This window comes from Gaetbulibacter sp. NE (genome assembly GCF_025548475.1).
Taxonomy (GTDB): domain Bacteria; phylum Bacteroidota; class Bacteroidia; order Flavobacteriales; family Flavobacteriaceae; genus Gaetbulibacter_B; species Gaetbulibacter_B jejuensis.
This window is the reverse complement of sequence record NZ_JAOQHY010000008.1, coordinates 62,339-84,165: the sequence shown is the minus strand read 5'-3', so window position 1 is coordinate 84,165 and position 21,827 is coordinate 62,339. Positions and strand designations below refer to the sequence as shown.

General features: G+C 32.9%; 26 protein-coding genes. 19 read left to right on the top strand and 7 right to left on the bottom strand.

The genetic code is table 11. From position 1 onward, the window contains the following. Positions 1–17 precede the first annotated feature (17 nt). The 3 genes from OD803_RS10625 (at position 18) to OD803_RS10615 (ending at position 1,326) form a co-directional block, all read left to right on the top strand. Complete coding sequence (locus tag OD803_RS10625; protein WP_262733384.1) at positions 18–338, top strand: YtxH domain-containing protein; 321 nt, start codon at positions 18–20, stop codon at positions 336–338. Between the two features lie 77 nt (positions 339–415). Then, positions 416–838, top strand: a complete 423-nt coding sequence (locus OD803_RS10620; protein WP_262733383.1) for an META domain-containing protein — start codon at positions 416–418, stop codon at positions 836–838. Positions 839–849: 11 nt separating this feature from the next. Continuing rightward, entirely contained in the window at positions 850–1,326 is a 477-nt protein-coding gene (locus OD803_RS10615; RefSeq protein WP_262733382.1) for a hypothetical protein, read from the top strand. Between the two features lie 7 nt (positions 1,327–1,333). Here OD803_RS10615 and OD803_RS10610 read toward each other — a convergent pair whose 3' ends face one another. Continuing rightward, the gene (locus tag OD803_RS10610) at positions 1,334–1,909 is read right to left on the bottom strand and encodes a GNAT family N-acetyltransferase (RefSeq protein ID WP_262733381.1); all 576 of its coding nucleotides are present in this window, start codon (positions 1,907–1,909) and stop codon (positions 1,334–1,336) included. Next, the gene (locus OD803_RS10605) at positions 1,906–2,541 is read right to left on the bottom strand and encodes an alpha/beta hydrolase (protein ID WP_262733380.1); all 636 of its coding nucleotides are present in this window, start codon (positions 2,539–2,541) and stop codon (positions 1,906–1,908) included. The genes OD803_RS10610 and OD803_RS10605 overlap by 4 nt, the downstream gene beginning before the upstream one ends. Before the next feature lie 53 nt (positions 2,542–2,594). On the opposite strand from OD803_RS10605, the gene OD803_RS10600 reads away from it, so the two are divergent. Next, positions 2,595–3,020 carry a PaaI family thioesterase gene (locus OD803_RS10600; protein WP_129760246.1) on the top strand — a complete coding sequence of 142 codons (426 nt, stop codon included), beginning with the start codon at positions 2,595–2,597 and terminating at the stop codon, positions 3,018–3,020. Further along, positions 3,020–4,132, top strand: a complete 1,113-nt coding sequence (locus OD803_RS10595; protein WP_262733379.1) for a chorismate-binding protein — start codon at positions 3,020–3,022, stop codon at positions 4,130–4,132. The genes OD803_RS10600 and OD803_RS10595 overlap by 1 nt, the downstream gene beginning before the upstream one ends. On the opposite strand, the gene OD803_RS10590 is transcribed toward OD803_RS10595, so the two are convergent. Further along, entirely contained in the window at positions 4,129–4,494 is a 366-nt protein-coding gene (locus OD803_RS10590; RefSeq protein WP_262733378.1) for a winged helix-turn-helix transcriptional regulator, read from the bottom strand. The two genes, OD803_RS10595 and OD803_RS10590, sit on opposite strands and share 4 nt — an antisense overlap. A 143-nt stretch (positions 4,495–4,637) precedes the next feature. Between OD803_RS10590 and OD803_RS10585 the strand changes: the two genes are divergently transcribed. The 5 genes from OD803_RS10585 (at position 4,638) to OD803_RS10565 (ending at position 9,526) form a co-directional block, all read left to right on the top strand. Continuing rightward, positions 4,638–5,510 (top strand): SDR family oxidoreductase, encoded by an 873-nt coding sequence (locus OD803_RS10585; RefSeq protein WP_262733377.1) that lies wholly within the window; start codon positions 4,638–4,640, stop codon positions 5,508–5,510. A gap of 17 nt (positions 5,511–5,527) precedes the next feature. Further along, entirely contained in the window at positions 5,528–6,355 is an 828-nt protein-coding gene (ygiD, locus tag OD803_RS10580) for a 4,5-DOPA dioxygenase extradiol (RefSeq protein ID WP_262733376.1), read from the top strand. 61 nt (positions 6,356–6,416) lie between these two features. Further along, the gene (gene menD, locus OD803_RS10575; RefSeq protein ID WP_262733375.1) at positions 6,417–8,180 is read left to right on the top strand and encodes a 2-succinyl-5-enolpyruvyl-6-hydroxy-3-cyclohexene-1-carboxylate synthase; all 1,764 of its coding nucleotides are present in this window, start codon (positions 6,417–6,419) and stop codon (positions 8,178–8,180) included. Positions 8,181–8,271: 91 nt separating this feature from the next. Continuing rightward, positions 8,272–8,610 carry a DUF2853 family protein gene (locus OD803_RS10570; RefSeq protein ID WP_129760242.1) on the top strand — a complete coding sequence of 113 codons (339 nt, stop codon included), beginning with the start codon at positions 8,272–8,274 and terminating at the stop codon, positions 8,608–8,610. Between the two features lie 85 nt (positions 8,611–8,695). Then, positions 8,696–9,526, top strand: a complete 831-nt coding sequence (locus OD803_RS10565) for a CvfB family protein (protein ID WP_262733374.1) — start codon at positions 8,696–8,698, stop codon at positions 9,524–9,526. Here the strand turns inward: OD803_RS10565 and OD803_RS10560 are convergent. Then, positions 9,514–9,942, bottom strand: a complete 429-nt coding sequence (locus tag OD803_RS10560; RefSeq protein WP_262733373.1) for a hypothetical protein — start codon at positions 9,940–9,942, stop codon at positions 9,514–9,516. The genes OD803_RS10565 and OD803_RS10560 overlap by 13 nt on opposite strands. A 254-nt stretch (positions 9,943–10,196) precedes the next feature. Then, entirely contained in the window at positions 10,197–10,628 is a 432-nt protein-coding gene (locus OD803_RS10555; RefSeq protein WP_129760239.1) for a hypothetical protein, read from the bottom strand. A gap of 105 nt (positions 10,629–10,733) precedes the next feature. Between OD803_RS10555 and OD803_RS10550 the strand changes: the two genes are divergently transcribed. The 6 genes from OD803_RS10550 to OD803_RS10525 all read left to right on the top strand — a co-directional run bounded on the left by OD803_RS10550 (position 10,734) and on the right by OD803_RS10525 (position 16,621). Beyond that, positions 10,734–11,573: a 1,4-dihydroxy-2-naphthoyl-CoA synthase gene (locus OD803_RS10550; protein ID WP_129760238.1), complete on the top strand. Its 840-nt coding sequence runs from the start codon at positions 10,734–10,736 to the stop codon at positions 11,571–11,573. A gap of 22 nt (positions 11,574–11,595) precedes the next feature. Further along, entirely contained in the window at positions 11,596–12,498 is a 903-nt protein-coding gene (gene menA / locus OD803_RS10545) for a 1,4-dihydroxy-2-naphthoate octaprenyltransferase (RefSeq protein ID WP_129760237.1), read from the top strand. 189 nt (positions 12,499–12,687) lie between these two features. Then, complete coding sequence (locus OD803_RS10540) at positions 12,688–14,187, top strand: hypothetical protein (protein WP_262733372.1); 1,500 nt, start codon at positions 12,688–12,690, stop codon at positions 14,185–14,187. A 12-nt stretch (positions 14,188–14,199) separates the two neighbouring features. Then, positions 14,200–14,877 (top strand): metal-dependent hydrolase, encoded by a 678-nt coding sequence (locus tag OD803_RS10535; protein WP_129760235.1) that lies wholly within the window; start codon positions 14,200–14,202, stop codon positions 14,875–14,877. A 143-nt stretch (positions 14,878–15,020) separates the two neighbouring features. After that, on the top strand, positions 15,021–15,905 hold the full coding sequence (locus tag OD803_RS10530) for an FRG domain-containing protein (protein WP_262733371.1): 885 nt from the start codon (positions 15,021–15,023) through the stop codon (positions 15,903–15,905). 23 nt (positions 15,906–15,928) lie between these two features. After that, positions 15,929–16,621, top strand: coding sequence for a hypothetical protein (locus tag OD803_RS10525; protein WP_262733370.1), 693 nt, complete (start codon positions 15,929–15,931; stop codon positions 16,619–16,621). 176 nt (positions 16,622–16,797) lie between these two features. On the opposite strand, the gene OD803_RS10520 is transcribed toward OD803_RS10525, so the two are convergent. After that, the gene (locus tag OD803_RS10520; RefSeq protein WP_131506927.1) at positions 16,798–17,646 is read right to left on the bottom strand and encodes a universal stress protein; all 849 of its coding nucleotides are present in this window, start codon (positions 17,644–17,646) and stop codon (positions 16,798–16,800) included. Positions 17,647–17,712: 66 nt separating this feature from the next. Beyond that, positions 17,713–18,627 (bottom strand): sterol desaturase family protein, encoded by a 915-nt coding sequence (locus OD803_RS10515; protein WP_134199125.1) that lies wholly within the window; start codon positions 18,625–18,627, stop codon positions 17,713–17,715. A gap of 84 nt (positions 18,628–18,711) precedes the next feature. Between OD803_RS10515 and OD803_RS10510 the strand changes: the two genes are divergently transcribed. From OD803_RS10510 to OD803_RS10500, 3 genes are all read left to right on the top strand, one after another. After that, complete coding sequence (locus OD803_RS10510; RefSeq protein WP_129760230.1) at positions 18,712–19,413, top strand: DUF2490 domain-containing protein; 702 nt, start codon at positions 18,712–18,714, stop codon at positions 19,411–19,413. A 198-nt stretch (positions 19,414–19,611) separates the two neighbouring features. Then, positions 19,612–20,646, top strand: a complete 1,035-nt coding sequence (locus OD803_RS10505; RefSeq protein WP_262733369.1) for an o-succinylbenzoate synthase — start codon at positions 19,612–19,614, stop codon at positions 20,644–20,646. 3 nt (positions 20,647–20,649) lie between these two features. Continuing rightward, complete coding sequence (locus OD803_RS10500; protein ID WP_262733368.1) at positions 20,650–21,807, top strand: CPBP family glutamic-type intramembrane protease; 1,158 nt, start codon at positions 20,650–20,652, stop codon at positions 21,805–21,807. Positions 21,808–21,827 lie beyond the last annotated feature (20 nt).

The following is a 21,827-nucleotide window of genomic DNA, read 5'->3' as shown; positions in this document are numbered from 1 at the left end:
TTAAAAAAAATATAGTTATGATACATAAAGGTGCAATAGTACTAGGCGTACTAATAGGAGCAGGAGTAGGTGTGTTGCTAGCTCCAGAAAAAGGTAAAGTAACCAGAGATAAACTTAAAAAAGAAGGTAAGGACCTAAAAGACCAAATAGTAAGCGACTTTACCGAAGTAAAAGACGATGTGTCTAAAGCTGCACAATCTGGTAAAGAAAAGTTTAAAGCAGAGGCAAAGGATTTTGCATCTAAAGCCAGTTACAAAACCGAAAAAGCCATTACTTTTTTAGAAAAACAATTGGCTGTGCTTAAAGAAAAAAATAAAACATTACAGCAAACCAGTTAATCGTTTTTTAATGTTTTGGTGACTACTGTTTACCAAAAAAAGTGTAACTTCAAGATTAATAAAAACACATCTAAGACATGAAAAAACTATCTTTTGTACTACTGCTGTTAGTATTAGTGACAGCTTGTAATTCTTCAAAATCTTCAAGCGAAGATGCATTGTATAACACACAATGGGAACTGGAGCATTTATCTGGTCCAAGAATTGCTTTTGAGGGTCTTTTTCCTGATAAGAAACCACAAATAACATTTAATAAAGAAGACCAAAAAGTCACTGGTAACAGTGGTTGTAATGGGTATTCGGCTAGTGTTACTATTGATGGTAATAGCATTTCTTTTGGCGAACCAGGACCTGCAACTATGATGTATTGTGGCGAAGGCGAAAACCATTTTAAAAATACCATTAAAAAAGTAAATACCTATACAATTGATGAGGAAGGTAAACTGCATTTATTGATAGACGATGTCACAATGATGCGATTTAAAAGCGTAACACCTTAACTTATTAAGCAATGAAACAAATCGTTTTAATAGTATGTGCTATACTAAGCTTAAGTAGCTGTAAAGACAATAAAGACACTACAAAAGAGGTAATACACGATGTTAAAGAGGTTATTGCAAATGAAGAAACACTAACCGCTTTGGTGGAATTGGGTTGCTTTGAGTATAATAAAGACAATAACAAGGTAAGGTTTAAAATCACCAATATTCTAGAAGATAGTATTACAGGAACTTTAAGTTATGCCTATGCTAAAAAAGATGCAAACCAAGGTGTATTTAAAGGAACTTTAAACGATGATAAACTTATAGGAACTTATACATTTACTTCAGAAGGTGTTGAAAGTATGCGTGAAGTTGCATTTAAGGTCAATGATTCTGTTTTAATTGAAGGCTATGGAGAATTAAACGACTCTGGAACAGCGTTTCAAGACAGAGCAACTATTAAATACACGTCTACAATGCCATTGGTAAGAACTACGTGTGAGTAATACAACTTTAATTAAACTCTTTAAAAATGGTCAACTTTATAGTTGGCCATTCGTCTTTTAAAATACCATAGCAGCAGGTATTACGTCGAAAACCATCTTTTAAAACCACATCACGTCTAAGAATCCCTTCAAGTGTAGCACCAAGTTTTTCTACAGCTTTCCTAGAACGTATGTTGCGCTCATCTATTCTAAATTCTACTTTTTCAAATGCTAAAGTTTCAAAGGCATATTGTAGCATTAAAAACTTCATGTTGGTATTGAGTCTGCTACCTTGAAACTCGCGTCCTATCCAAGTCCAACCAATATGTAGTGTTTTATTGTCCCAGTTGATGCGACCAAAACGTGTGCTGCCAGCAAATTTCTGTTTTTGTTTATCGTAGATAATAAACGGAATAATAGTTTTATGGTAAAAGCCATCAATAGCATTTTGCACATAGTTTTTCAGGCTTTCAGGAGAAGAAATATCGCTAGGCGAATAGGCAATTAAGTCTTTTTCATTAGCAATGTCTTGCAACTTTTTATAATTGCTTAAATCGAGTAAGGTTAAGCTAACACGATCGTTTTCTATTGGAGGAATATTCATGCTAATCTTTTTATTAAATCTACATTCACTACATGTTTGCCTTCAAAAGGATGAATGCTTACAGTATCACCAAAAAGGGACTTTGCACGTTGTATTTCATAAGCAATGCGTTCTTCGTTTAGATATTCGTCTTCAGTACCATAAATTAGAGAGACTTTGGTGCTTAAATAACTAAAATCTTCAGGAGTTAGCTCTTTAGGAATTCCACCAGAATGAATATATAAATGAGAGCATTGTAGTTTGCGTTTTGCAAGATAGCGCATTGCTACACTAACACCTTGCGAGTAACCAAGCACAATAAAATTGAGGTTGTTGGGTATATTTTCAGCTTCAAAAACAGCATCAAAATAACGCATGACATTTTCGGTTTCTTTCACAGTGTTTTCTTTGGTAAGCCAACTTGCACCAACATATTTAGATTTTGGCGGAATATAGTATTTACTTTGTGCTTGTGGTGCAATAAAATAGTTTTCATTAGCATCAAATTGCTTAAAATAGTTTAGAAAATACCGACTTAAATAACCCATGCCATGACACACAAACCATACAGTTTTAGTGCTTTTGGTTAACGTGTTTAAAGTGGAGTATGAGTTTGTAGTAGTATAGCTTATTTCCTTTTCAACTTGAGTCATATTTTGCTCTTTGTTTTTGTATTTTTGTTAGCGACATTAAAAATACAGTATTTATGCCATTAACTAAAGAAGAGATATTAAAACAAGCAAACGCAATTAGTAAGAACACCTTAATGGAAACCTTACAAATTGAAATGATTGATTATGGAGATGATTTTCTAGTTGCAAAAATGCCTGTAAACTCTAGAGTGTACCAACCAGATGGAGTGTTGCATGGTGGAGCAACAGCTGCTTTGGCTGAAAGTGTTGGTAGTTTTGCTTCAAATATATTCTCAAACTTAGAAGAGGTTTTTGTACGTGGTATTGAGATTACTGCTAACCATGTAAAAAGTGTAACCGAAGGTCATGTGTACGCTAAAGCTACTTTTTTACATAAAGGAAGAACAACACAGTTGTTAGACATTCGTGTTACTGATGATAACGATAACTTAGTCTCTATTTGTAGATTGTCTACTATTAGTTTGCCTAAAAAGAAATAATGGAGTTTCAGTCTTTAATAGCGCGATTATCTCAGCAATATAGCAATCAATTGCCTTTTGTGGTTTACCGATCACCAAACCAGTCAAGGCTAAACGCTTATTTGCAGTTAAATGATATCTTGTTTTCTGTTGAAAATTTCTCAGAAAGAGGTTTTGTTTTTGCACCTTTTAATTCTGAAGCTAAAACAGTTTTAATTCCGCAAGCAGCTTCAAAACATATTGTTAGTGATTATAAATCTACTAATACCAAAGTTGAGGTTGAGGTTTCTGTTGAAGAGCAAGAAGATGAAAAGCAGCAACATATTCAACTTATAAAGCAAGGTGTTGAAGCTATTGTTTCTGGAGAATTTGAAAAGGTTGTATTGTCTAGAAAAGAGACTGTAAACATAAAGACCAAAACCATATTTCAATTGTTTGAAGATGTTTTGGAAAATTATCCTACTGCGTTTGTGTACCTATGGTACCACCCAAAAGTTGGGTTGTGGATAGGTGCGACACCTGAAACATTGTTATCGGTAGAGAATAATAGATTTTCAACAATGGCACTGGCAGGAACCCAAGAATATAAAGGGAATATGGATGTGGTTTGGGGACAAAAAGAACAACAAGAGCAGCAAATAGTAACTGATTTTATTGTTGACGGACTGTCTAAAACTGTAAAAAGTATAAGCATTGGTGAAGTCAATACAGTAAAAGCAGGAAATTTATTGCACCTTAAAACTAAAATAACAGGCTTACTTAAGGACGATTTACAGCATGTGATAGAAATTTTGCATCCAACACCAGCTGTATGTGGTTTGCCTAAAGAGGCAGCTAAGACCTTTATTTTAAAACACGAAAACTATCAAAGAACCTTTTACTCAGGGTTTTTAGGAACACTTAATTTACAAGACAGTAAAACCAGAAATCGCAATCGACGAAATGTTGAAAACAATGCGTATGCAACAGTAAAAACAACCACAAATTTGTATGTGAATTTACGTTGTATGGAAATTGTAGATGATACTGCAACTGTTTTTGTAGGAGGAGGGATTACAAAAGACTCCAATCCAGAAGCTGAATGGTTAGAAACAGTAGCAAAAGCAAGAATTATGAAAAAGGTGCTTTATTAAGCATTTTTATAAGCTTTCCTGTTTGACATTATGGTTTCCATATTCTGTAAAGACCATTTTGTCAAGCTATCTATGTGTGGTATTAAGCTAATACCTAATGCTGTAAGACGATATTCTACTTTTGGAGGAATTTGTGGGTAAACTTTTCTACTTACAAATCCATCTGCTTCTAGTGATTTTAATGTTACAGAAAGCATTTTCTGTGAAATATCTCCAATAGATTTATGTATTTCATTAAAACGTAGAACAGGTTCTTCATTTAGTATAAGAAGAATTAAAATAGACCATTTATCGCCAAATCTATCTAGTACATTTCTGACAGGGCAATTATTTATTTCAATTTTTTTTAAGTTTTTTTCCATGTTAATACACTCATTTTAGCATTACTAACTTTAAAGTAAGCGTCTGATTTACAGGTAAGTTCTTGTGAAAAATATAGTTACTTTTTACCTTTGACTAACCAAAAGTAAGTAAATATATTATATTAATTAAAAAAATAGAAAAAATGATTTTAGTAACAGGCGCAAGCGGACAGTTAGGAGATTTAGTTGTTAAACAACTTTTGAACAAAGTACAAGCATCAGAAATAGCAGTATTATCAAGAGACACTAGCAAAGTTGAAAACTTAAAAAAATTAGGCGTTGAAGTAAGACAAGGTGATTATGATAATTACAAAACATTAGTAAACGCTTTTACAGGAATTAAAAAGCTATATTTTGTATCAGCATCAGATATAGAAAAACGAGATAGCCAACACGAAAATGTAGTTAATGCAGCTATTGAAGCTGGTATTGAGCATATAGTTTATACAAGTTTTCAAAGAAAAACTGATAAGAAAGATAGTGTTATAGGTTTTATAGCAAATTCACATTTAGATACAGAACAAAAACTAAAAGATTCAGGATTAACCTATACAATACTTAAGCATGCATTATATATGGAAGTGATTCCATTGTTTATAGGTGATAATGTATTAGATACTAAAACTATTTACATTCCTACAGAACAAGGACAAGTGTCATTTGTCTCAAGAAAAGATTTAGCAGAAGGCGCAGCAATAATATTAACAACTTCAGGGCACAACAATAAAGTATATGAGTTTGGTAATGACAAAGTATTATCTATGCAGGATATAGCTCAAGAATTATCAAAATTATCAAATCAAACAATTTCTTATACAAGCCCTAAACCAGAAGATTTTGTAGCGACATTAACACAAAACAATGTTCCAAAGCCATTTATAGATTTAAGGTTAGGTTTTAGTATAGGTATTGCAGCAGATGAGTTTAATAATCCTACAGATGAGCTTAAAAATCTTTTAGGAAAAGACTTAATTTCAATATCTAGCTATCTAAAAGACACATACTTTAAAGAATAATTCTGAAATTTGTATTTATGACAGATTCTGATTTATATACATGGAAAAATAACCTGCCTTACAAAGATACAGTTCAACCTGTGTTATTTGTAGGGCATGGTTCTCCTATGAATGCTATTCAAAACAATGCATTTACACAACAGTGGAATGCACTTGGTGAAACTTTGGAAACACCTATTGCTATTTTATGTATTTCTGCACATTGGTTAACTAACGGTACGTTTGTTACTAATATGGAAGCACCAAAAACCATTCATGATTTTGGCGGTTTCCCTCAAGAGCTTTTTGATGTTCAATATCCTGCAAAGGGATTACCTACGTTAGCTGAAGAAATTACGCATCATATTACATCAACTCATGTAGGATTAGATGATGAATGGGGACTCGATCATGGTGCTTGGAGTGTTATCAGTCATATGTATCCAAAAGCTAACATTCCTGTTGTGCAAATGAGTATAGACTATTTTAAACCACCTGAATATCATTATAAATTAGCGCAACAGTTGTTAGAATTAAGAAAAAAAGGAGTGCTTATTGTTGGTAGTGGTAATATGGTACACAACTTAAAAATGATTGCTTGGGATAAGGTTGAGCAGACTTATGGGTTTGATTGGGCTTTAGAGATTAATGAGCTTTTCAAAACCAAAATAACAGATGGTAATCATAAGGATTTAATCAATTATAAATCATTGCATAACGACATTGTTAAAGCCATACCAACTCCAGATCATTACTATCCTTTATTGTATACTTTAGGACTTCAAACGTCTAAAGATGATATACAATTTTTTAATGATACACCTGTTGCAGGTTCACTAACGATGACTTCGGTAAAAATAGGGTAGTATTAAAATTCGTTAAGTCGTGCATATTAAGTAATTTTGTAAGACTATTTTATAGAATTGTATGTCATACCCAAAAATTCCGCTAGCACAAACAGTTATTCAGCTTTGTAAAGCTAAAAATATTAAGCATATAGTATTGTCTCCAGGTAGCAGAAATGCACCTTTAACTATAGGTTTTACTCACGATCCATTTTTTACTTGCTATAGCATAGTAGATGAACGTAGTGCTGCTTTTTTTGCTTTAGGAATCGCTCAAAATACTCAGCATCCTACTGCATTAGTGTGTACTTCAGGAAGTGCATTATTAAACTATTATCCAGCTGTTGCTGAAGCATTTTATAGCGATGTTCCCTTAGTGGTGATTTCGGCAGATAGACCTAAACACCTAGTTGGTATTGGAGATGGACAAACCATCAATCAAAAAGATGTTTATAAAAATCACATTTTATATTCAGCAAATTTAAAGCTCGATATTAAAAACTTGCCAAAAACAAGTGGAGACGATGATGAGCCTGCTATAATAAAGAGTATTGAAAATAAACTGGAACGCTTTTTAGGAATTAAGCAAGCTCTACAGGAAGAAAACGAAGAAGAAATAAATCTTGCACTTAATACTGCAATTCACAAATTAGGACCTGTGCATATCAATGTTCCGTTTGATGAACCTTTGTATGAAACGGTTAAGGAATTGTCAGTTAACCCAAAAGTAATTACAGTAGATGCTTCACCGAAAAAAGTTGATAGTGTCGATTTAAAGCTGTGTTTAGAAGATTGGAGTGATGCTTCTAAAAAAATGATTTTGGTAGGTGTTAATCCTCCAAACGAGATTGAGCAAAAATGGTTAGATGAATTGGCAAACGACAATAGTGTTATTGTGTTTACTGAAACCACATCTAATTTGCATCACAAGGAGTTTTTTCCAAGTATCGATAAAATAATTGCACCACTTACTGATGCTGAGTTTACTGAGTTGCAACCTGATATTTTGTTAACTTTTGGTGGTATGGTAGTGTCTAAAAAAGTGAAAGCTTTTTTAAGAAACCACAAACCTAAACAGCATTGGCATATTGACAGTAAAAAAGCAAACGATACCTTTTTTTGTTTAGAAAAGCATATTGAAACTACTCCTAATGAGTTTTTCTCTGAGTTTCTTCCAAAAATAACACACTTTAAAAAGAGTAACTATAAGTCAGTTTGGAAAGCAGTAAAACAAAAACGAAACGATTTACATAAAGCGTATTTAGCAGAAATTCCTTTTAGTGATTTTAAAGTTTTTGATACTGTTTTTAAAGCATTACCAAAACAAACAGCATTACAAATAGGTAATAGTTCAGCCATTAGATATTCGCAATTGTTTAATATTAGCAAATCTTTGCAGGTATTTTGCAACAGAGGAACAAGTGGTATTGATGGAAGTACAAGTACAGCTATAGGTTTTGCAGTTGCCAATAAAAACCAAACAACCTTTGTTACTGGTGATTTGAGTTTTTTATATGATAATAATGCGTTGTGGAATAACTATATTCCTAAAGACTTCAGGATTATTGTTATTAACAATGGAGGAGGAGGTATTTTCCGTATTCTTCCAGGACATAAAAACACCGAAAACTTTGACCAGTATTTTGAAACCAAACACAACCTTACAGCAAAGCAGTTGTGCGAAATGCATGGTTTAGATTATAAAACAGCTCATGATCAAACGCAGTTGAACGAGCAGTTATCAACCTTCTTTAATGCATCAAAACAACCAATGTTGCTTGAGGTGTTTACACCTTCAACAATAAATGACGAAATATTGCTTAACTACTTCAGTTACATTAAGTAATCGTTAAAAAGTGACTTTTTGACTTTTTAGGTGTCTAAAAAATAGCTATATTTAATAACGATTAATTTTTTAAAAACTAAAATTTTACAAAATGAGCAAAAGAGACGAACTAATTGCAAAATATGCAGCTGATTTAAAAGACAAAGTTGGTGTAACACCAGATATGGACTTATTAACAAAAGTAACTATTGGTTGTGGACCATCAATATATAATGCTGATGCATCTACAGTATCAGGTTCTGATGAGTCAGAGTTGGCTACTGTAAAAAACAACTTCTTAATCAAGAAATTAGGATTAAAAGACAGTCCAGATTTAGATAAAGGTATTGCTAAAGTAATGGAGCAATATGGTCAGTCAAACAGAAATAAATACAGAGCTGTTGTATATTATTTATTGACTAAGCATTTTAAGAAAGAATCGGCTTACTAAAAGTCTGTTTTAAAACAATATATAAGCGTTACAAACTTGTAGCGCTTTTTTTATATCCATAAACTAATATCATTACCTTTGCAACATGATAAATATAGGAGAATACAATACATTAGAAATCCTTAGAGAAACCGATCCAGGATTGTTCTTAGGAGATGGTGAAGGTAATGAAGTTTTATTGCCTAATCGTTACGTGCCTGAGTCTTTTGAAATTGAAGACAAACTAGAAGTATTTGTTTATCTTGATAACGAAGAACGTCTTGTTGCGGTTACTGACAAACCCTACATTAAAAAAGGCGATTTCGCAGTATTAAGATGTAATCAGGTTACTAAGTTTGGTGCTTTTTTAGATTGGGGAATGGTAAAAGAACTGTTTTGTCCATTTAAAGAACAAGCGTTTAAAATGAGAACAGGTGGTTGGTATTTGGTGTATTGCTATTTAGATGAAGAAACTGAACGTCTTGTAGCTTCAAGTAAAACCAACAGGTTTTTAGATAATAAAGAATTAACTGTATCACAGTTTGAAGAAGTTGATATCATTGTATCCCATCCATCTGAAATAGGAATGAATGTAATTGTCAATAAAAAGCATTCAGGACTTATTTTTAACGAAGACATTTTTAAAGATATTAGCATAGGAGACCAACTTAAAGGTTATGTAAAAAAAATACGTCATAACAACAAGTTAGATATTGTTTTAGAGCAAATAGGTTACAGAAGTATCGAGCCAAATGCTGAACTCATTTTAAAAGAACTTGAAGATAACTCAGGTTATTTAAATCTTAATGACAAGTCTGATCCAGACACCATTAAAGACCAGCTTCAAATGAGTAAAAAGAGCTTTAAAAAAGCAATTGGTACATTATACAAGCAAAAACGTATTGAAATTAAGGAAGACGGAATTTACCTTAAATAGGTCACATTAGAGTTATTTAACTCTTTTCTCATCCATTTTTCACTTTCTAGTAGGCAAGTAAAGTCTTTTCTTTTTATATGACAAAAGTAGCTTTCTAGTTTAGAAATGTCTGTAGTACGATTAGAATAAGCGACAACAGCTTTGGCTATAGCGTTTGGAAATCTCTGTTTAAATTTTTCAGAATCTAAAATATTTATGGAGTAAGAATTTACTCTGTTTGAGATAATACCAAAAGGCTTTTGAGTACCAAAATGTAAATCGATAAGCGAAATTAAGTCTTTAGAATTTTCAAAATCACTAAAAACACCTTCACTTGTTTCAATAACAACAAAGTTTTCAAAAAAATGAGCGATACCATTTTTTAAGTTGTAGGTTTTTAGGATTTTAGATTTTAATTGGGACTCTGTTAATCGCATTAAATAGGTTGTTTTTAAAAAATCAGCGGCAAAGATACTGTGTAACAAGAGGTCTTAAATGTAATCCATTGCACTTTAACGTTTTTAGTGTTAATTTTATAATAGTTAATGTGTTTTAGTGAGAAGTTTTTAAAGTTTTGCTTTTGAGCTTAATTGGTTTGCAAACAGTTGATTAATAATTGTTTGTGTGTTGTTTGTAGCGAAAACGATTGCGTTTGTTTATAAGTGATATAAAACGTCAAACAAAGCTTGTTTTAATGATTTTCTTTAACGCTTTGAGTAGCTAAAACTACTTTTTTGTTCACCCAATTAAAAGCATCAATGAACGCGTTAAACCTTTTTCTTTTTAAATTGAAATAGTGGTCTTCCACTATAAGCATTCGTTTTGAATTATGGCTATAAGTAACTATAGCATAAGCGTGCAACAGTTTAAGTTTTTTTCGATGCTCTTGTGCATCAACTAGGTTTATAGAATAAGAATTAACTCTGTTAGAGATAAAGCCAAAAGGCGTATTATTAAAAATATCAAGACATAGCTCATAAGCTTCTTTATAATCTTCAAAAGAAACATAAGCGCCTTGTTTAAATTCTGCAACTACAAGATTTTTGAAAAAATGAAAATCGCCAACCTCAAGGCAATACGTAGCCTCGACCTGATTTGCTATAGGAGAATCTAAAACCTTCATTTATCAATCGTCTTTTGTGCAAAATTAGTTACGCGTCAAAGTCCGACCAAAAAAATGAATTTAAATTAGATGTAAATATGTATTTTTACGCTGAAAACAATTCTTATGAGTAAAATTGATTGGCAAACAGCCAAAGAGTATACAGATATTACCTACAAAAAGTGTAATGGAGTTGCTAGGATAGCCTTTAACAGACCTGATATTAGAAACGCTTTTAGACCAAAAACAACAAGCGAACTTTACGATGCATTTTACGATGCTAATGAAGATACAAGTATAGGTGTAGTGTTACTTTCTGCCGAAGGCCCTTCAAGCAAAGATGGAATTTGGAGTTTTTGTAGTGGAGGAGACCAAAAAGCTAGAGGACATCAAGGGTATGTTGGTGAAGATGGTTACCACAGACTTAATATTCTTGAAGTACAACGTTTAATTCGTTTTATGCCAAAAGCGGTTATAGCTGTAGTTCCTGGTTGGGCAGTTGGTGGAGGACATAGTTTACACGTAGTTTGCGATTTAACGCTTGCTAGTAAAGAACACGCTATTTTTAAACAAACTGATGCTGATGTTACCAGTTTTGATGGTGGTTATGGATCGGCTTATTTAGCTAAAATGGTAGGTCAAAAAAAAGCACGTGAAATCTTTTTCTTAGGAAGAAACTACTCTGCACAAGAAGCTTTTGAAATGGGAATGGTAAACGCTGTAATTCCTCACGACGAGCTTGAAGATACAGCCTATGAGTGGGCTCAAGAGATATTGGCAAAATCACCAACCTCTATAAAAATGCTTAAATTTGCTATGAACCTAACCGATGATGGTATGGTAGGACAGCAAGTATTTGCTGGTGAAGCAACACGTTTGGCTTATATGACTGATGAAGCTAAAGAAGGTAGAGATGCCTTTTTAGAAAAAAGAAAGCCAAATTTTGATAAAAAGTGGATTCCTTGATTTAGCCATAAAAATTATTTGAATGAGTAAACTTAAACCTTGGTTGTCTGCTTTTCGACTAAGAACACTTCCTTTATCTGTTTCTGGAATTATTATTGGAACCTGTTTCGCGTTTTATAGCGGAAACTATAATACAGCCATTTTTGTACTTGCTATTTTAACTACAGTAGCGTTACAAATTTTATCAAATCTTGCTAACGATTATGGCGATGGTGTTAAAGGTACCGACAATAATGAACGACAAGGACCAGAACGTGCAATACAAAGCGGAAGCATTACTCCAGCTCAAATGTTGGAAGCCATTAAGGTAAATATACTTATAGTTATTGTATTATCACTTTTGCTTATTTATATGTCTTTTGGGCAAGGTAATCTATTGTATTCACTATTGTTTATTGTGTTGGCAGGACTTAGTATTTATGCAGCAATCAACTACACTATGGGTTCAAAAGCCTATGGTTATAGAGGATTAGGAGATGTTTTTGTGTTTATCTTTTTTGGACTTGTAAGTGTAATGGGTAGCTACTTTTTATATGCTAATAAGATAGACCACAATGTGGTTTTACCTTCAATTTCATTAGGGCTATTAAGTGTTGGTGTGCTCAATTTAAACAATATGCGAGATATCGATTCTGATATATTGTCAAATAAAATTACACTTGCCGTAAAACTAGGTAAGCAACGCTCTAAAACGTATCATCTAGCATTAATTTTTGGAGCTATATTGGTCTCGCTAGTGTTTACCATTTTGTATTACACCTCACCACTAAACTTTTTGTTTTTTGTGGCTTACATTCCGTTGATAATTCATGCCAAAAAAATAAGTAAAGCTAAAACTGCTTCAGACTTCGATTCGCAGTTAAAAGTATTGGCACTTACCACGTTTTTATTTTCTGTACTTTTAGGTGTAGGATATATCTTATAAAAATATTTACATAAACACTTGTAAATCAATAAATTAATTTATATATTTAATTCGAAAATTTTGTAGGTCAGCATATTTTGCTACAGTGTTGGCAATGAAATTTGGGGCTTTAAAACTCAGACATATGTGTTTCAATGTGTCTGAGTTTTTTTGTACTTTTCTTCCTTAAATTAACAATAAAACACTTACATGAAAAAACTCGCCCTAATTGTAATGCTTTTGACATTACATTTTGCTACAGCCCAAGAAAGTACTACTAAACTAACCGTTACCGAAAGTGAAGAATACAAAGACAAAGTTAAAGCTAACGATATCCTTTCAATTCATACTACAGAGTCTGGACTTACAGGTATAGTGCGTAATAGTAAAAGAGATATTCTGTTTGATATTTTTGACGCTAATCTTAAAAAAGTATTTAATGAGGTTGTAGAGAGCGATAAAAAAGAAACGTTTGTAGGTGAGTTATTTTATGACAACGAGATTAAATTTTTTACTGTTTATGCGCCAAAAAAGACTGAGCGTATTGTGTACTGCCATATTTTTGACATTGCAGCTAAAACTCATAAAAAGGTCAAACTTTTTGAAACTACAGTAGAGAAGAAGCAGTTGTTGTTTTCAGGACAAAACAAGCGTCAAACCAGTTTTGCCATTTCACCAAACGGAAATTATTTTGCCATAACTACCGATAATATTAAAAAGAACAGCAACTCTTACACTATTAGAGTGTTTAACTCTAACAATTTAAGCCTGCTTTACGAAAAGGCGTACCAAGAACACGAAAAGCGTTTTTATGAGCACAACGATTTATCTATTGACGATAACGCAACGGTTTACGGACTAGGAAAATTGTTTATTAAAGGACGTTCGTTAAAACGAAAAGGAGATGCTAATTACGAGTTTGTACTTAACAAAGTCACACAGTCTGGTACAAATGATATCACAATTTCTTTAGGCGAAGATGAGCACATCCAGTCGCTTAATATTTCTATCATTCAAGATGAATTACACTTGCTAGGGTTTTATTCTGAAAAAAATGTATTTAAGATTAAAGGTGGTTGCAATTTTGTAATTGATACCAAAGCGCTTGCTGTAAAACGTAAACGTTCTTATGAGCTGCCAATTGAGGTGTATAAAGATTTGTATGGTGAAAACAGAGCAGACCGAAAAAAATCTAAAGGGAAAGAGATTTCTAACTTTTATGTAGATTATGTATTGCAAGATAACAATGGTAATACTTACATTTTAGCCGAAGAGTTTTATATTACACAAACCTATGTGTCAACAGGAACTACAGGAGGTTATTGGGTAACAACCTACCATTATGACGATATTTTAATTATGAAATTTGATGCTAAAGGAGAGTTAAGTTGGGGACGAAGCATATTTAAAAAAGCAACAGCACCTTCGTATAATGCCTTTTTAAAAGACGACCAATTGCACGTTATTTTAAATTCTGGTAAGCGACTTACCGAAAAGAATGATGGTAGAACCAAAGTGTCAAAAGGCTTCCTAGAATCTACTGCGTTATTTGATTTTGTATATTCAGCTGATGGAAAAGTGTCTTACGACAAAATACAAGACAATAAAGGCAATACCTACTACACACCATACTTTGGTACCTTTGAAAACAACACCTTTATTATGGCTAGTGATGGTAGAAAGAAAAAACAATTTATGATTTTAAAATAAAACAGTAATCCTATGAAAATTACATTTTACGGTCATGCCGCTTTAGGCATTGAAGTTAACGACGTACATATTTTGGTAGACCCTTTTATTACTGCCAATGACAAGGCAAAACATATAGACATCAACAGTTTAAAAGCCGATTATATTTTGATTACGCATGCGCATCAAGATCATATTTTAGATGTCGAAGCCATTGCAAAACACACCAATGCAGTTATTGTATCTAATTTTGAAATTACCTCGTATTATGAAGCCCAAGGCTTTGAAGTACACCCAATGAATCATGGTGGTTCGTGGGATTTTGAATTTGGTATGGTAAAATACGTTAACGCTATTCATACCTCGTCGTTTCCTGATGGTAGTTATGGTGGGCAACCAGGAGGTTTTGTGATTGAAGGCGAACACAAAAACATTTACATAGCTGGTGATACAGCCTTAACTATGGATATGAAACTGATACCATTGCGTACTAAACTAGACTTAGCCATTTTACCAATAGGTGACAATTTTACCATGGGAATTGAAGATGCCATTACAGCGAGCGATTTTGTGCAATGCGATAAAGTATTGGGTTACCACTTTGATACCTTTGGATATATTGAAATTGACCACGAAGAAGCCAAACGTCAATTTTTTGACAAAAACAAAGACTTAATGCTGCTAGAAATAGGCGAGAGTATTGAGCTATAGCTGTTGATAAAAATGTATAACTAACTATTTGTAGTTTAGTTTTTTACAGTAATTTGGTTGAACGAAAAAATGCTTGACTAAAGGTGTGGATTGTTAAAGCAATCCATATCTTTTTGAAGTTAGCTACAATTTTGAACTAACCAATGAACTATTATCAAATTTCGGAACACATAAACAAGAAATATCTCAAACCATTAGAAAGTTTCGAGTTAAATAATTTAGCCGACTTTGAAACCTTCCACGATGAATTGATAAAAATAAATGTGGAATTAATTACAAAAGGTGGATTTCCTGTAATGCCTCATTACAGAGGAGAACAAAATTATGGCTGGGATATATTACCAGGAATATTTAGACCACCATTCTCAAAAGAAATTGATTTAAGTAAGGCTCGTGAAGTTGAAAAAAACGGAGCTGAAATTTTTAAGAAAAGAGTAATCGAAAAATATGGGGAAAACCAACTATTCAAGTATAGCAAAGAGCCTTATGGAAAAGATTGGGACTTACTATTTCAGGCTCAACACGCAGGAATTAAAACCAATTTAATTGATTTATCAACTTCAAGTTTAAGTTCTGCTTATTTTCTATCAGAGCCTTCAGATAAACACGAAAATTCAGATGGTCAATTTTGGGGTTTGCTTGTACCTCACGACTTTATCCTCAATGAAACGTCAGATCACGAAAAATCAGTCTATCCTGATTTCAATCCCTATAAATTAGATTCGTCTTTTGTATGCAATGTGCCGACCTATATCGATAACATTGACCAAAGAACATATCAATTTAGGTTGTTTAGACAACACGGCCGACTTTTTGCTTCAAGCAACTCGGACATAGATATACCTTTAAACAAGAAAGATTTTTGGAAAAATATGATAGTTAGAGTCAAAGTTAAAGCTGAAGCAAAAAAAACAATATATGAGGAACTAACAGCTCGTGGAATAGATAAAGAAAGGTTAATTCTATCTCAAAACGATGATGTGACTGAATTCATTGACGGAATAAACAACGAAATGAAAAAACTGTAGCCAAAATGACTATAATTTGACAAATGACCGACGAAGAATACTTAAGTCAAATATCAAAAGTTGAAATCTATTGCGAAATTCTACTTGGAATTTTGAGATATACGAATGTTAAAACATATCCTACAGAAGAAGAGCAAGTAAAGCAACTAACAAAAAAGTTAAAATTTCAAAACTTATATGATTTCGATTTATTTAGAGCTTGTATTGACCAAATGGAAGACGCTCAATATGCAATTAATGAATTTACAGAGAATGGCTTGTATATAAAAGAAAATAGACAAGGAGAAATGTATTTAAGGCTCTATGGAGTTTTAAACGCTTGTTATTTACAAGTTGGAGTGATAACGAATTTAATAAAGTTGTTCAACTTCCAAAATCAAAAGGAAATCAGAGAGGAATTGAAAAAACTAAACGCAATAGAATTAAGAAACAAAATAGCTTCTCACACAACAAGTTACATTGACAAAAATAACAATTTTCACTATTATAAAGTAGCTCAATCATCATTGGATAAAGAAGCCAATAGAATACTTATAGTGAGAAAAAATGAAGAAGCTGAACATATTAATTTGTTCGACTATATTAGTGAATTCACAAAGACAATGGAATTATATTTAGAACAAATAATTGACAAGGAATTATATTCAAGAACTTTTAAAAAAGAAGCTTTTGAATGGATGAAATTTAGACACGATTTTATAAAAAACTGTAGCTAACAATGTGTATAATTCATTGCTAGTTATAGCCTACTTACGAAAGTCCTCGCGGACTTTCTATCTGTGATTTATTTGCTAACTTTAGTGCTTAAACACGCAACTACTCATAGTCGAGACCATTAAGCGATATAGGTCAAAAAAAAATCTACTAGCAACTAGTAGATTTTTTTTGTGTTTTAAAACGACGCTTCATTAAAAATAATGAGAGGTACTTTAGCATGGTGACTTATAGATTTACTCTGGCTTTTATTAAATAGCTTTTCAAAGAAATTGTGTTTTTTAGCAATGACACACATCATGTCTAATTGTCTGCTTTCACTAAAAATACGAGTTCCTTTTGCTACTGAGACATCAGTTAATTGATAAAAATGAGTTGGTACTGGTTTTAAAAACGCGATAAGTTTCTCTTTACTAGACGCTTTTTCAGGTGTTAACGCTTTATCTTTTAAAATATGAACCACAGAAACTTGTGCTTCAAAATGTTCAGCTAGCGCTTTTAATAAGCTTAAACCATTGGTGTAAGAATTTATAGAGTAGTCTACAGCAAAACCAATTTCGTTAATGTCATTAAATACCACGTTAGAAGGTACTGCAATTATTGGGCAAGTGAGTTTACCAATTAAACCAGCAGTGTTGCTACCCAAGGTTACTTCTTTTAAACCACTAGCACCTTTGGTTCCTAAAATTACTGCATCAATACTGTGTTCTTTTACTTTTGCCTTTACAGCACTTGTAAAATAGTCGTTAATTATAGAGGTTTTAAACGTGTGGTTTTCGTTTTTAGGTAAGGCATCTATCTGTTTTTTTAAGCGGTTTAGTTCAGAGATAGCTTCGTTTTTCATAGACTCCATAATTATAGAGTTGGCACGCTTAGAGGTAACTGCTGTTGATGGAGCTGCAACTTGTGGCTCGTACGAATGCATTAAGTAAAATGTACATTCAGCATCTTTAAGCAGCTCTAAAGCGTATGAAATAGCTTTCCATGAATTATCAGAAAAATCGGTAGGTAATAGTATATTCTTCATTTTTTTGCTTTGAAATAATTACACTATAAAATTAAAGGTTTTTTGGCAAACAGTATATGATAAATATCAGTAGTTTTTATCTGTTTTACCAGACTTTAACCATTCTTCTCTTAAATCGTCACTAAGTTTTCCTGTTCCATCGTGTTTCCAACCTGGTGGCTTGGTAAGATAATGCCAACGGTCTTTTAACGACTTTTTTCCTGAAAACGCATCTTTAAGCATATTGTACCATTCAACAAAAGCAATCTTTACAGGATTGTATGTGTTGATATTAGTCACCAAACCATAACGTACTTTTTCCTCGCTAAGTTCAGGTTGAAATGTACCAAACATCTTATCCCAAATAATAAGGATGCCTGCGTGATTTCTATCTAAATAAATAGGATTACTACCATGATGTACTCTGTGATGCGAAGGTGTGTTCATTACAGCTTCAAACCACTTTGGCATTTTATGGATGGCTTCGGTATGAATCCAAAATTGGTATAGTAAGCTAATAGACATTTGCAGTAAAATCATAGCAGGATGAAAGCCTAAAAGCGGTAACCACAACCAAAAAATAAACGAGTAAAACCCACCAGACCACGTTTGTCTTAATGCTGTACTTAAATTGTAATGTTGCGACGAATGATGCACCACATGAGATGCCCAAAACAAACGACACTCATGAGAAATACGATGAAACCAGTAGTAAGAGAAATCATCAGCAAAGAAAATTAAAATAAAACTCCACCAAGCCACAGGAATGGTAAAGAGCCTAAAGTTTTCATAAATCACTACAAAAGCTCCAAGCACAATAGCTTTACTAAAAAAGCCTAAAAACACATTGCCTAAACCCATAGCAATAGAGGCAAAGGCATCTTTGGGTTCGTAACCTTTGGTTTCTTTAAATTTTTCGCGAGTGGTAACGTATAATTCCAGTGCCATTGATAAGATGAAAAAAGGAATGGCAAAGTGGATGATATTTGGAAATTCAGGCATTAAGTAAGATATTTGTGTTTCTAAATTTAATACTTTTTTTATTATCCTAAATCAGGATTAAAACAATCCAAAAATATAAATGCTATGACCAAAACAGCTCGTGTTTTATTATTATTTTCCATTTTAACAGTATCGTTTACGCAATCCACTAAAGCCCAAAACCCAGACCAAATGGGAGCGTGGTACATGTATTTTTTTGATACTCAGTTTAAAGAGAGCAAATTTGGGTTGCAAGGTGATGTACAGTACAGAAACTGGAACATCATGGGAGATTTAGAGCAGTTGCTTATACGTTCTGGTGTAACGTACAGACCAAAAAATACGTCAGTAAAATTAACCTTAGGATATGCGCATATTACATCTGGAGCCTTAGGTGAAAGCGATGATACTTCGGTTGAAAGTAGAATTTACCAAGAAGCACTTTTACCACAAAAAATAGGAGGTCGTGTGTATTTAACGCATCGTTTTAGATATGAGCAACGTTTTGTTGAAGACCAAGATTTTAGAACGCGTTATCGTTATAACCTGTTTATGAATATTCCGTTTAATAAAAAAACGTTCGAGAAAAATACCATTTATGCAGCGTTATACAACGAATTATTTATCAACGGACAACAAGATATAGGTGATGATAGAACGGTTGAGTTTTTTGATAGAAACCGTACGTATTTAGGATTGGGTTATGTGTTGAACTCAAAAATTAAGTTTCAATTGGGTTGGATGAACCAAAAAACCAACGCACAAGGAAAAGGGCAACTACAAGTGAGTATGCACCATAAATTTTAATAGTCTTGTCATTTCGTGCTGCGACACGGAATACAATATTTTTTACTCAAAAGATTCCAAACCAGCACTTCGACAAGTTCAGTGTGACAATTTGGAAAGACAAAATTGTAGATTCTTGAAATTTATAATATACATTTGATAATCCAATTAAGCTAACTGTCGCATCGAGCGCAGTCGAGATGTTGATTGATTTTTTACATGAAAGCCACATACCACAAATACATTCTTAATTTTAAACAACCTAGCGGAACATCTAGAGGGATTCTTAAAACCAAAGAAACTTGGTTTATTAGTATAGAAACCAATGGACAACAAGGTGTTGGCGAATGTGGAATTTTACGTGGTTTAAGTGCAGACGACAGACCAGATTACGAAGAAAAACTAAAATGGACTTGCAATAACATTCATTTAGGTTTAGAGGAGTTGTATAGTGAGCTTGTTGAATTTCCTAGTATTCAATTTGGGTTAGAAATGGCTTTCAAATCTCTTGAAAGCGCATCATCCTTTCAATTATTTCCTTCAGAATTTACTAACGGAACAGACGCTATTTCGATTAATGGATTGATATGGATGGGAACCGAAGCTTTTATGAAGCAACAGATAAAAGAGAAAATTGAAGCAGGTTTTTCATGTATAAAAATGAAAATTGGCGCTATCGATTTTCAAACAGAATACAATTTACTTAAATCTATAAGAAAAGAGTTTTCAAAAAGCGATATAGAGCTTAGGGTTGACGCCAATGGTGCGTTTTCGGTTGATGACGCTTTAGATAAATTAAACTATTTAAGCGAGCTCGATTTACATTCTATTGAGCAACCTATTAAGCAAGGGAATTGGTATGAAATGGCGAGTTTGTGTGAAGATACACCATTGCCAATTGCTTTGGATGAAGAACTTATAGGTGTTTTTGATGCCTCTGAAAAGCAAAAACTATTACAAATCATTAATCCGCAATATATTATTTTAAAACCAAGTTTTATAGGTGGTTTTAAAGGAAGCAAAGCGTGGATTGACTTAGCTGAAGAGCGAAGTATAGGTTGGTGGATTACCAGTGCATTAGAGAGTAATGTTGGTTTAAATGCCATCGCACAATGGACGTATACTTTACAAAATACAATGCCACAAGGCTTAGGCACAGGCAGTTTGTTTACTAATAATTTTGATAGTCCGTTATTGGTAAAAAATGGTAAATTGCACTTCAATAAAAATTTAGATTGGAACTTTAACTTATAATTTATGTATATAGCACAAGCGTTTAATGTCTTACACGATTGGTGGAGATATTTTATAGGGTTTATAATAATAGCAGCTGCTGTTGTAGTTGGTCAAATACCTTTTACTGCATTGGTGATGTTTAAAGCAATAGAAGAAGGAGATGACCTTGCGAATTTAAACGAACAAGCAATGCTTAGTATGCTTGAACCTAATTTAAATTTGTTTTTAATGCTGCTATCCTTTGCTATTGGTTTGGTTGGAATTTTTATAGCCATTAAAGCATTGCACAAACAAACCATAACACATTTAACAACTTCTAGACCTAAAATAGATTGGAAACGTGTGTTCTTTGCGTTTTTCTTTTGGGGAATTGTATCAAGTGGTTTAACACTGTTAGATTACTTTATGTCACCTGATGACTATGTAGTGAATTTTAAACTAGGTCCTTTTTTAATTCTTTGTGTTATTGCCATTATTATGGTGCCTTTACAAACCAGTTTTGAAGAATATTTGTTTAGAGGTTATTTAATGCAAGGAATTGGGGTATCTACCACAAATAGAACATTTCCTGCTACTTTTATGGTGTTATTGATAGCAGTAATAGTATATTTTGCTTTACCTTATTTAATTGATTTTAAATGGTATTTTAAGCTGTTGTATTTATTAGTATGTTTAATCGCTTTAGTATTGGTAAATTCTGTTTTCAAGAACAGTTTAGAAAGCGAAAAATTTGATAGCGTATTCAAACTATTCAATAGGAACTGGGTACCGTTACTAGTTACATCGGCTGTCTTTGGATTGTTGCATATTTCAAACCCTGAGGTTAAGCAATTGGGTAATGTAATTATGGTGTATTACATTGGTACAGGACTCTTTTTAGGGATTATGACTTTAATGGATGAAGGTATGGAGTTAGCTTTAGGGTTTCATGCTGCAAACAACTTGTTTACAGCTTTATTGGTAACTGCTGATTGGACTGCTTTTCAAACACATTCTATTTTAAAAGATATGTCTAACCCAACTGAAGCAGGATTTATAGATGTGTTTTTACCAGTGTTTGTGATGTTCCCAATATTGTTATTTATCTTTTCTAAAAAGTATAAATGGACGAATTGGAAGGATAAATTATTTGGTACTGTACAAGAACCACCAAAAGAAGATTATAAAATATTAGAATAAAAAAAGCGACCAAATGGTCG

Bases quoted from the DNA above. Each gene is read 5' to 3' on its own strand.
- OD803_RS10625 (WP_262733384.1), top strand. From the start codon at position 18: ATGATACATAAAGGTGCAATAGTACTAGGCGTACTAATAGGAGCAGGA.
- OD803_RS10620 (WP_262733383.1), top strand. From the start codon at position 416: ATGAAAAAACTATCTTTTGTACTACTGCTGTTAGTATTAGTGACAGCT.
- OD803_RS10615 (WP_262733382.1), top strand. From the start codon at position 850: ATGAAACAAATCGTTTTAATAGTATGTGCTATACTAAGCTTAAGTAGC.
- OD803_RS10610 (WP_262733381.1), bottom strand. From the start codon at position 1,909: ATGAATATTCCTCCAATAGAAAACGATCGTGTTAGCTTAACCTTACTC.
- OD803_RS10605 (WP_262733380.1), bottom strand. From the start codon at position 2,541: ATGACTCAAGTTGAAAAGGAAATAAGCTATACTACTACAAACTCATAC.
- OD803_RS10600 (WP_129760246.1), top strand. From the start codon at position 2,595: ATGCCATTAACTAAAGAAGAGATATTAAAACAAGCAAACGCAATTAGT.
- OD803_RS10595 (WP_262733379.1), top strand. From the start codon at position 3,020: ATGGAGTTTCAGTCTTTAATAGCGCGATTATCTCAGCAATATAGCAAT.
- OD803_RS10590 (WP_262733378.1), bottom strand. From the start codon at position 4,494: ATGGAAAAAAACTTAAAAAAAATTGAAATAAATAATTGCCCTGTCAGA.
- OD803_RS10585 (WP_262733377.1), top strand. From the start codon at position 4,638: ATGATTTTAGTAACAGGCGCAAGCGGACAGTTAGGAGATTTAGTTGTT.
- ygiD (WP_262733376.1), top strand. From the start codon at position 5,528: ATGACAGATTCTGATTTATATACATGGAAAAATAACCTGCCTTACAAA.
- menD (WP_262733375.1), top strand. From the start codon at position 6,417: ATGTCATACCCAAAAATTCCGCTAGCACAAACAGTTATTCAGCTTTGT.
- OD803_RS10570 (WP_129760242.1), top strand. From the start codon at position 8,272: ATGAGCAAAAGAGACGAACTAATTGCAAAATATGCAGCTGATTTAAAA.
- OD803_RS10565 (WP_262733374.1), top strand. From the start codon at position 8,696: ATGATAAATATAGGAGAATACAATACATTAGAAATCCTTAGAGAAACC.
- OD803_RS10560 (WP_262733373.1), bottom strand. From the start codon at position 9,942: ATGCGATTAACAGAGTCCCAATTAAAATCTAAAATCCTAAAAACCTAC.
- OD803_RS10555 (WP_129760239.1), bottom strand. From the start codon at position 10,628: ATGAAGGTTTTAGATTCTCCTATAGCAAATCAGGTCGAGGCTACGTAT.
- OD803_RS10550 (WP_129760238.1), top strand. From the start codon at position 10,734: ATGAGTAAAATTGATTGGCAAACAGCCAAAGAGTATACAGATATTACC.
- menA (WP_129760237.1), top strand. From the start codon at position 11,596: ATGAGTAAACTTAAACCTTGGTTGTCTGCTTTTCGACTAAGAACACTT.
- OD803_RS10540 (WP_262733372.1), top strand. From the start codon at position 12,688: ATGAAAAAACTCGCCCTAATTGTAATGCTTTTGACATTACATTTTGCT.
- OD803_RS10535 (WP_129760235.1), top strand. From the start codon at position 14,200: ATGAAAATTACATTTTACGGTCATGCCGCTTTAGGCATTGAAGTTAAC.
- OD803_RS10530 (WP_262733371.1), top strand. From the start codon at position 15,021: ATGAACTATTATCAAATTTCGGAACACATAAACAAGAAATATCTCAAA.
- OD803_RS10525 (WP_262733370.1), top strand. From the start codon at position 15,929: ATGACCGACGAAGAATACTTAAGTCAAATATCAAAAGTTGAAATCTAT.
- OD803_RS10520 (WP_131506927.1), bottom strand. From the start codon at position 17,646: ATGAAGAATATACTATTACCTACCGATTTTTCTGATAATTCATGGAAA.
- OD803_RS10515 (WP_134199125.1), bottom strand. From the start codon at position 18,627: ATGCCTGAATTTCCAAATATCATCCACTTTGCCATTCCTTTTTTCATC.
- OD803_RS10510 (WP_129760230.1), top strand. From the start codon at position 18,712: ATGACCAAAACAGCTCGTGTTTTATTATTATTTTCCATTTTAACAGTA.
- OD803_RS10505 (WP_262733369.1), top strand. From the start codon at position 19,612: ATGAAAGCCACATACCACAAATACATTCTTAATTTTAAACAACCTAGC.
- OD803_RS10500 (WP_262733368.1), top strand. From the start codon at position 20,650: ATGTATATAGCACAAGCGTTTAATGTCTTACACGATTGGTGGAGATAT.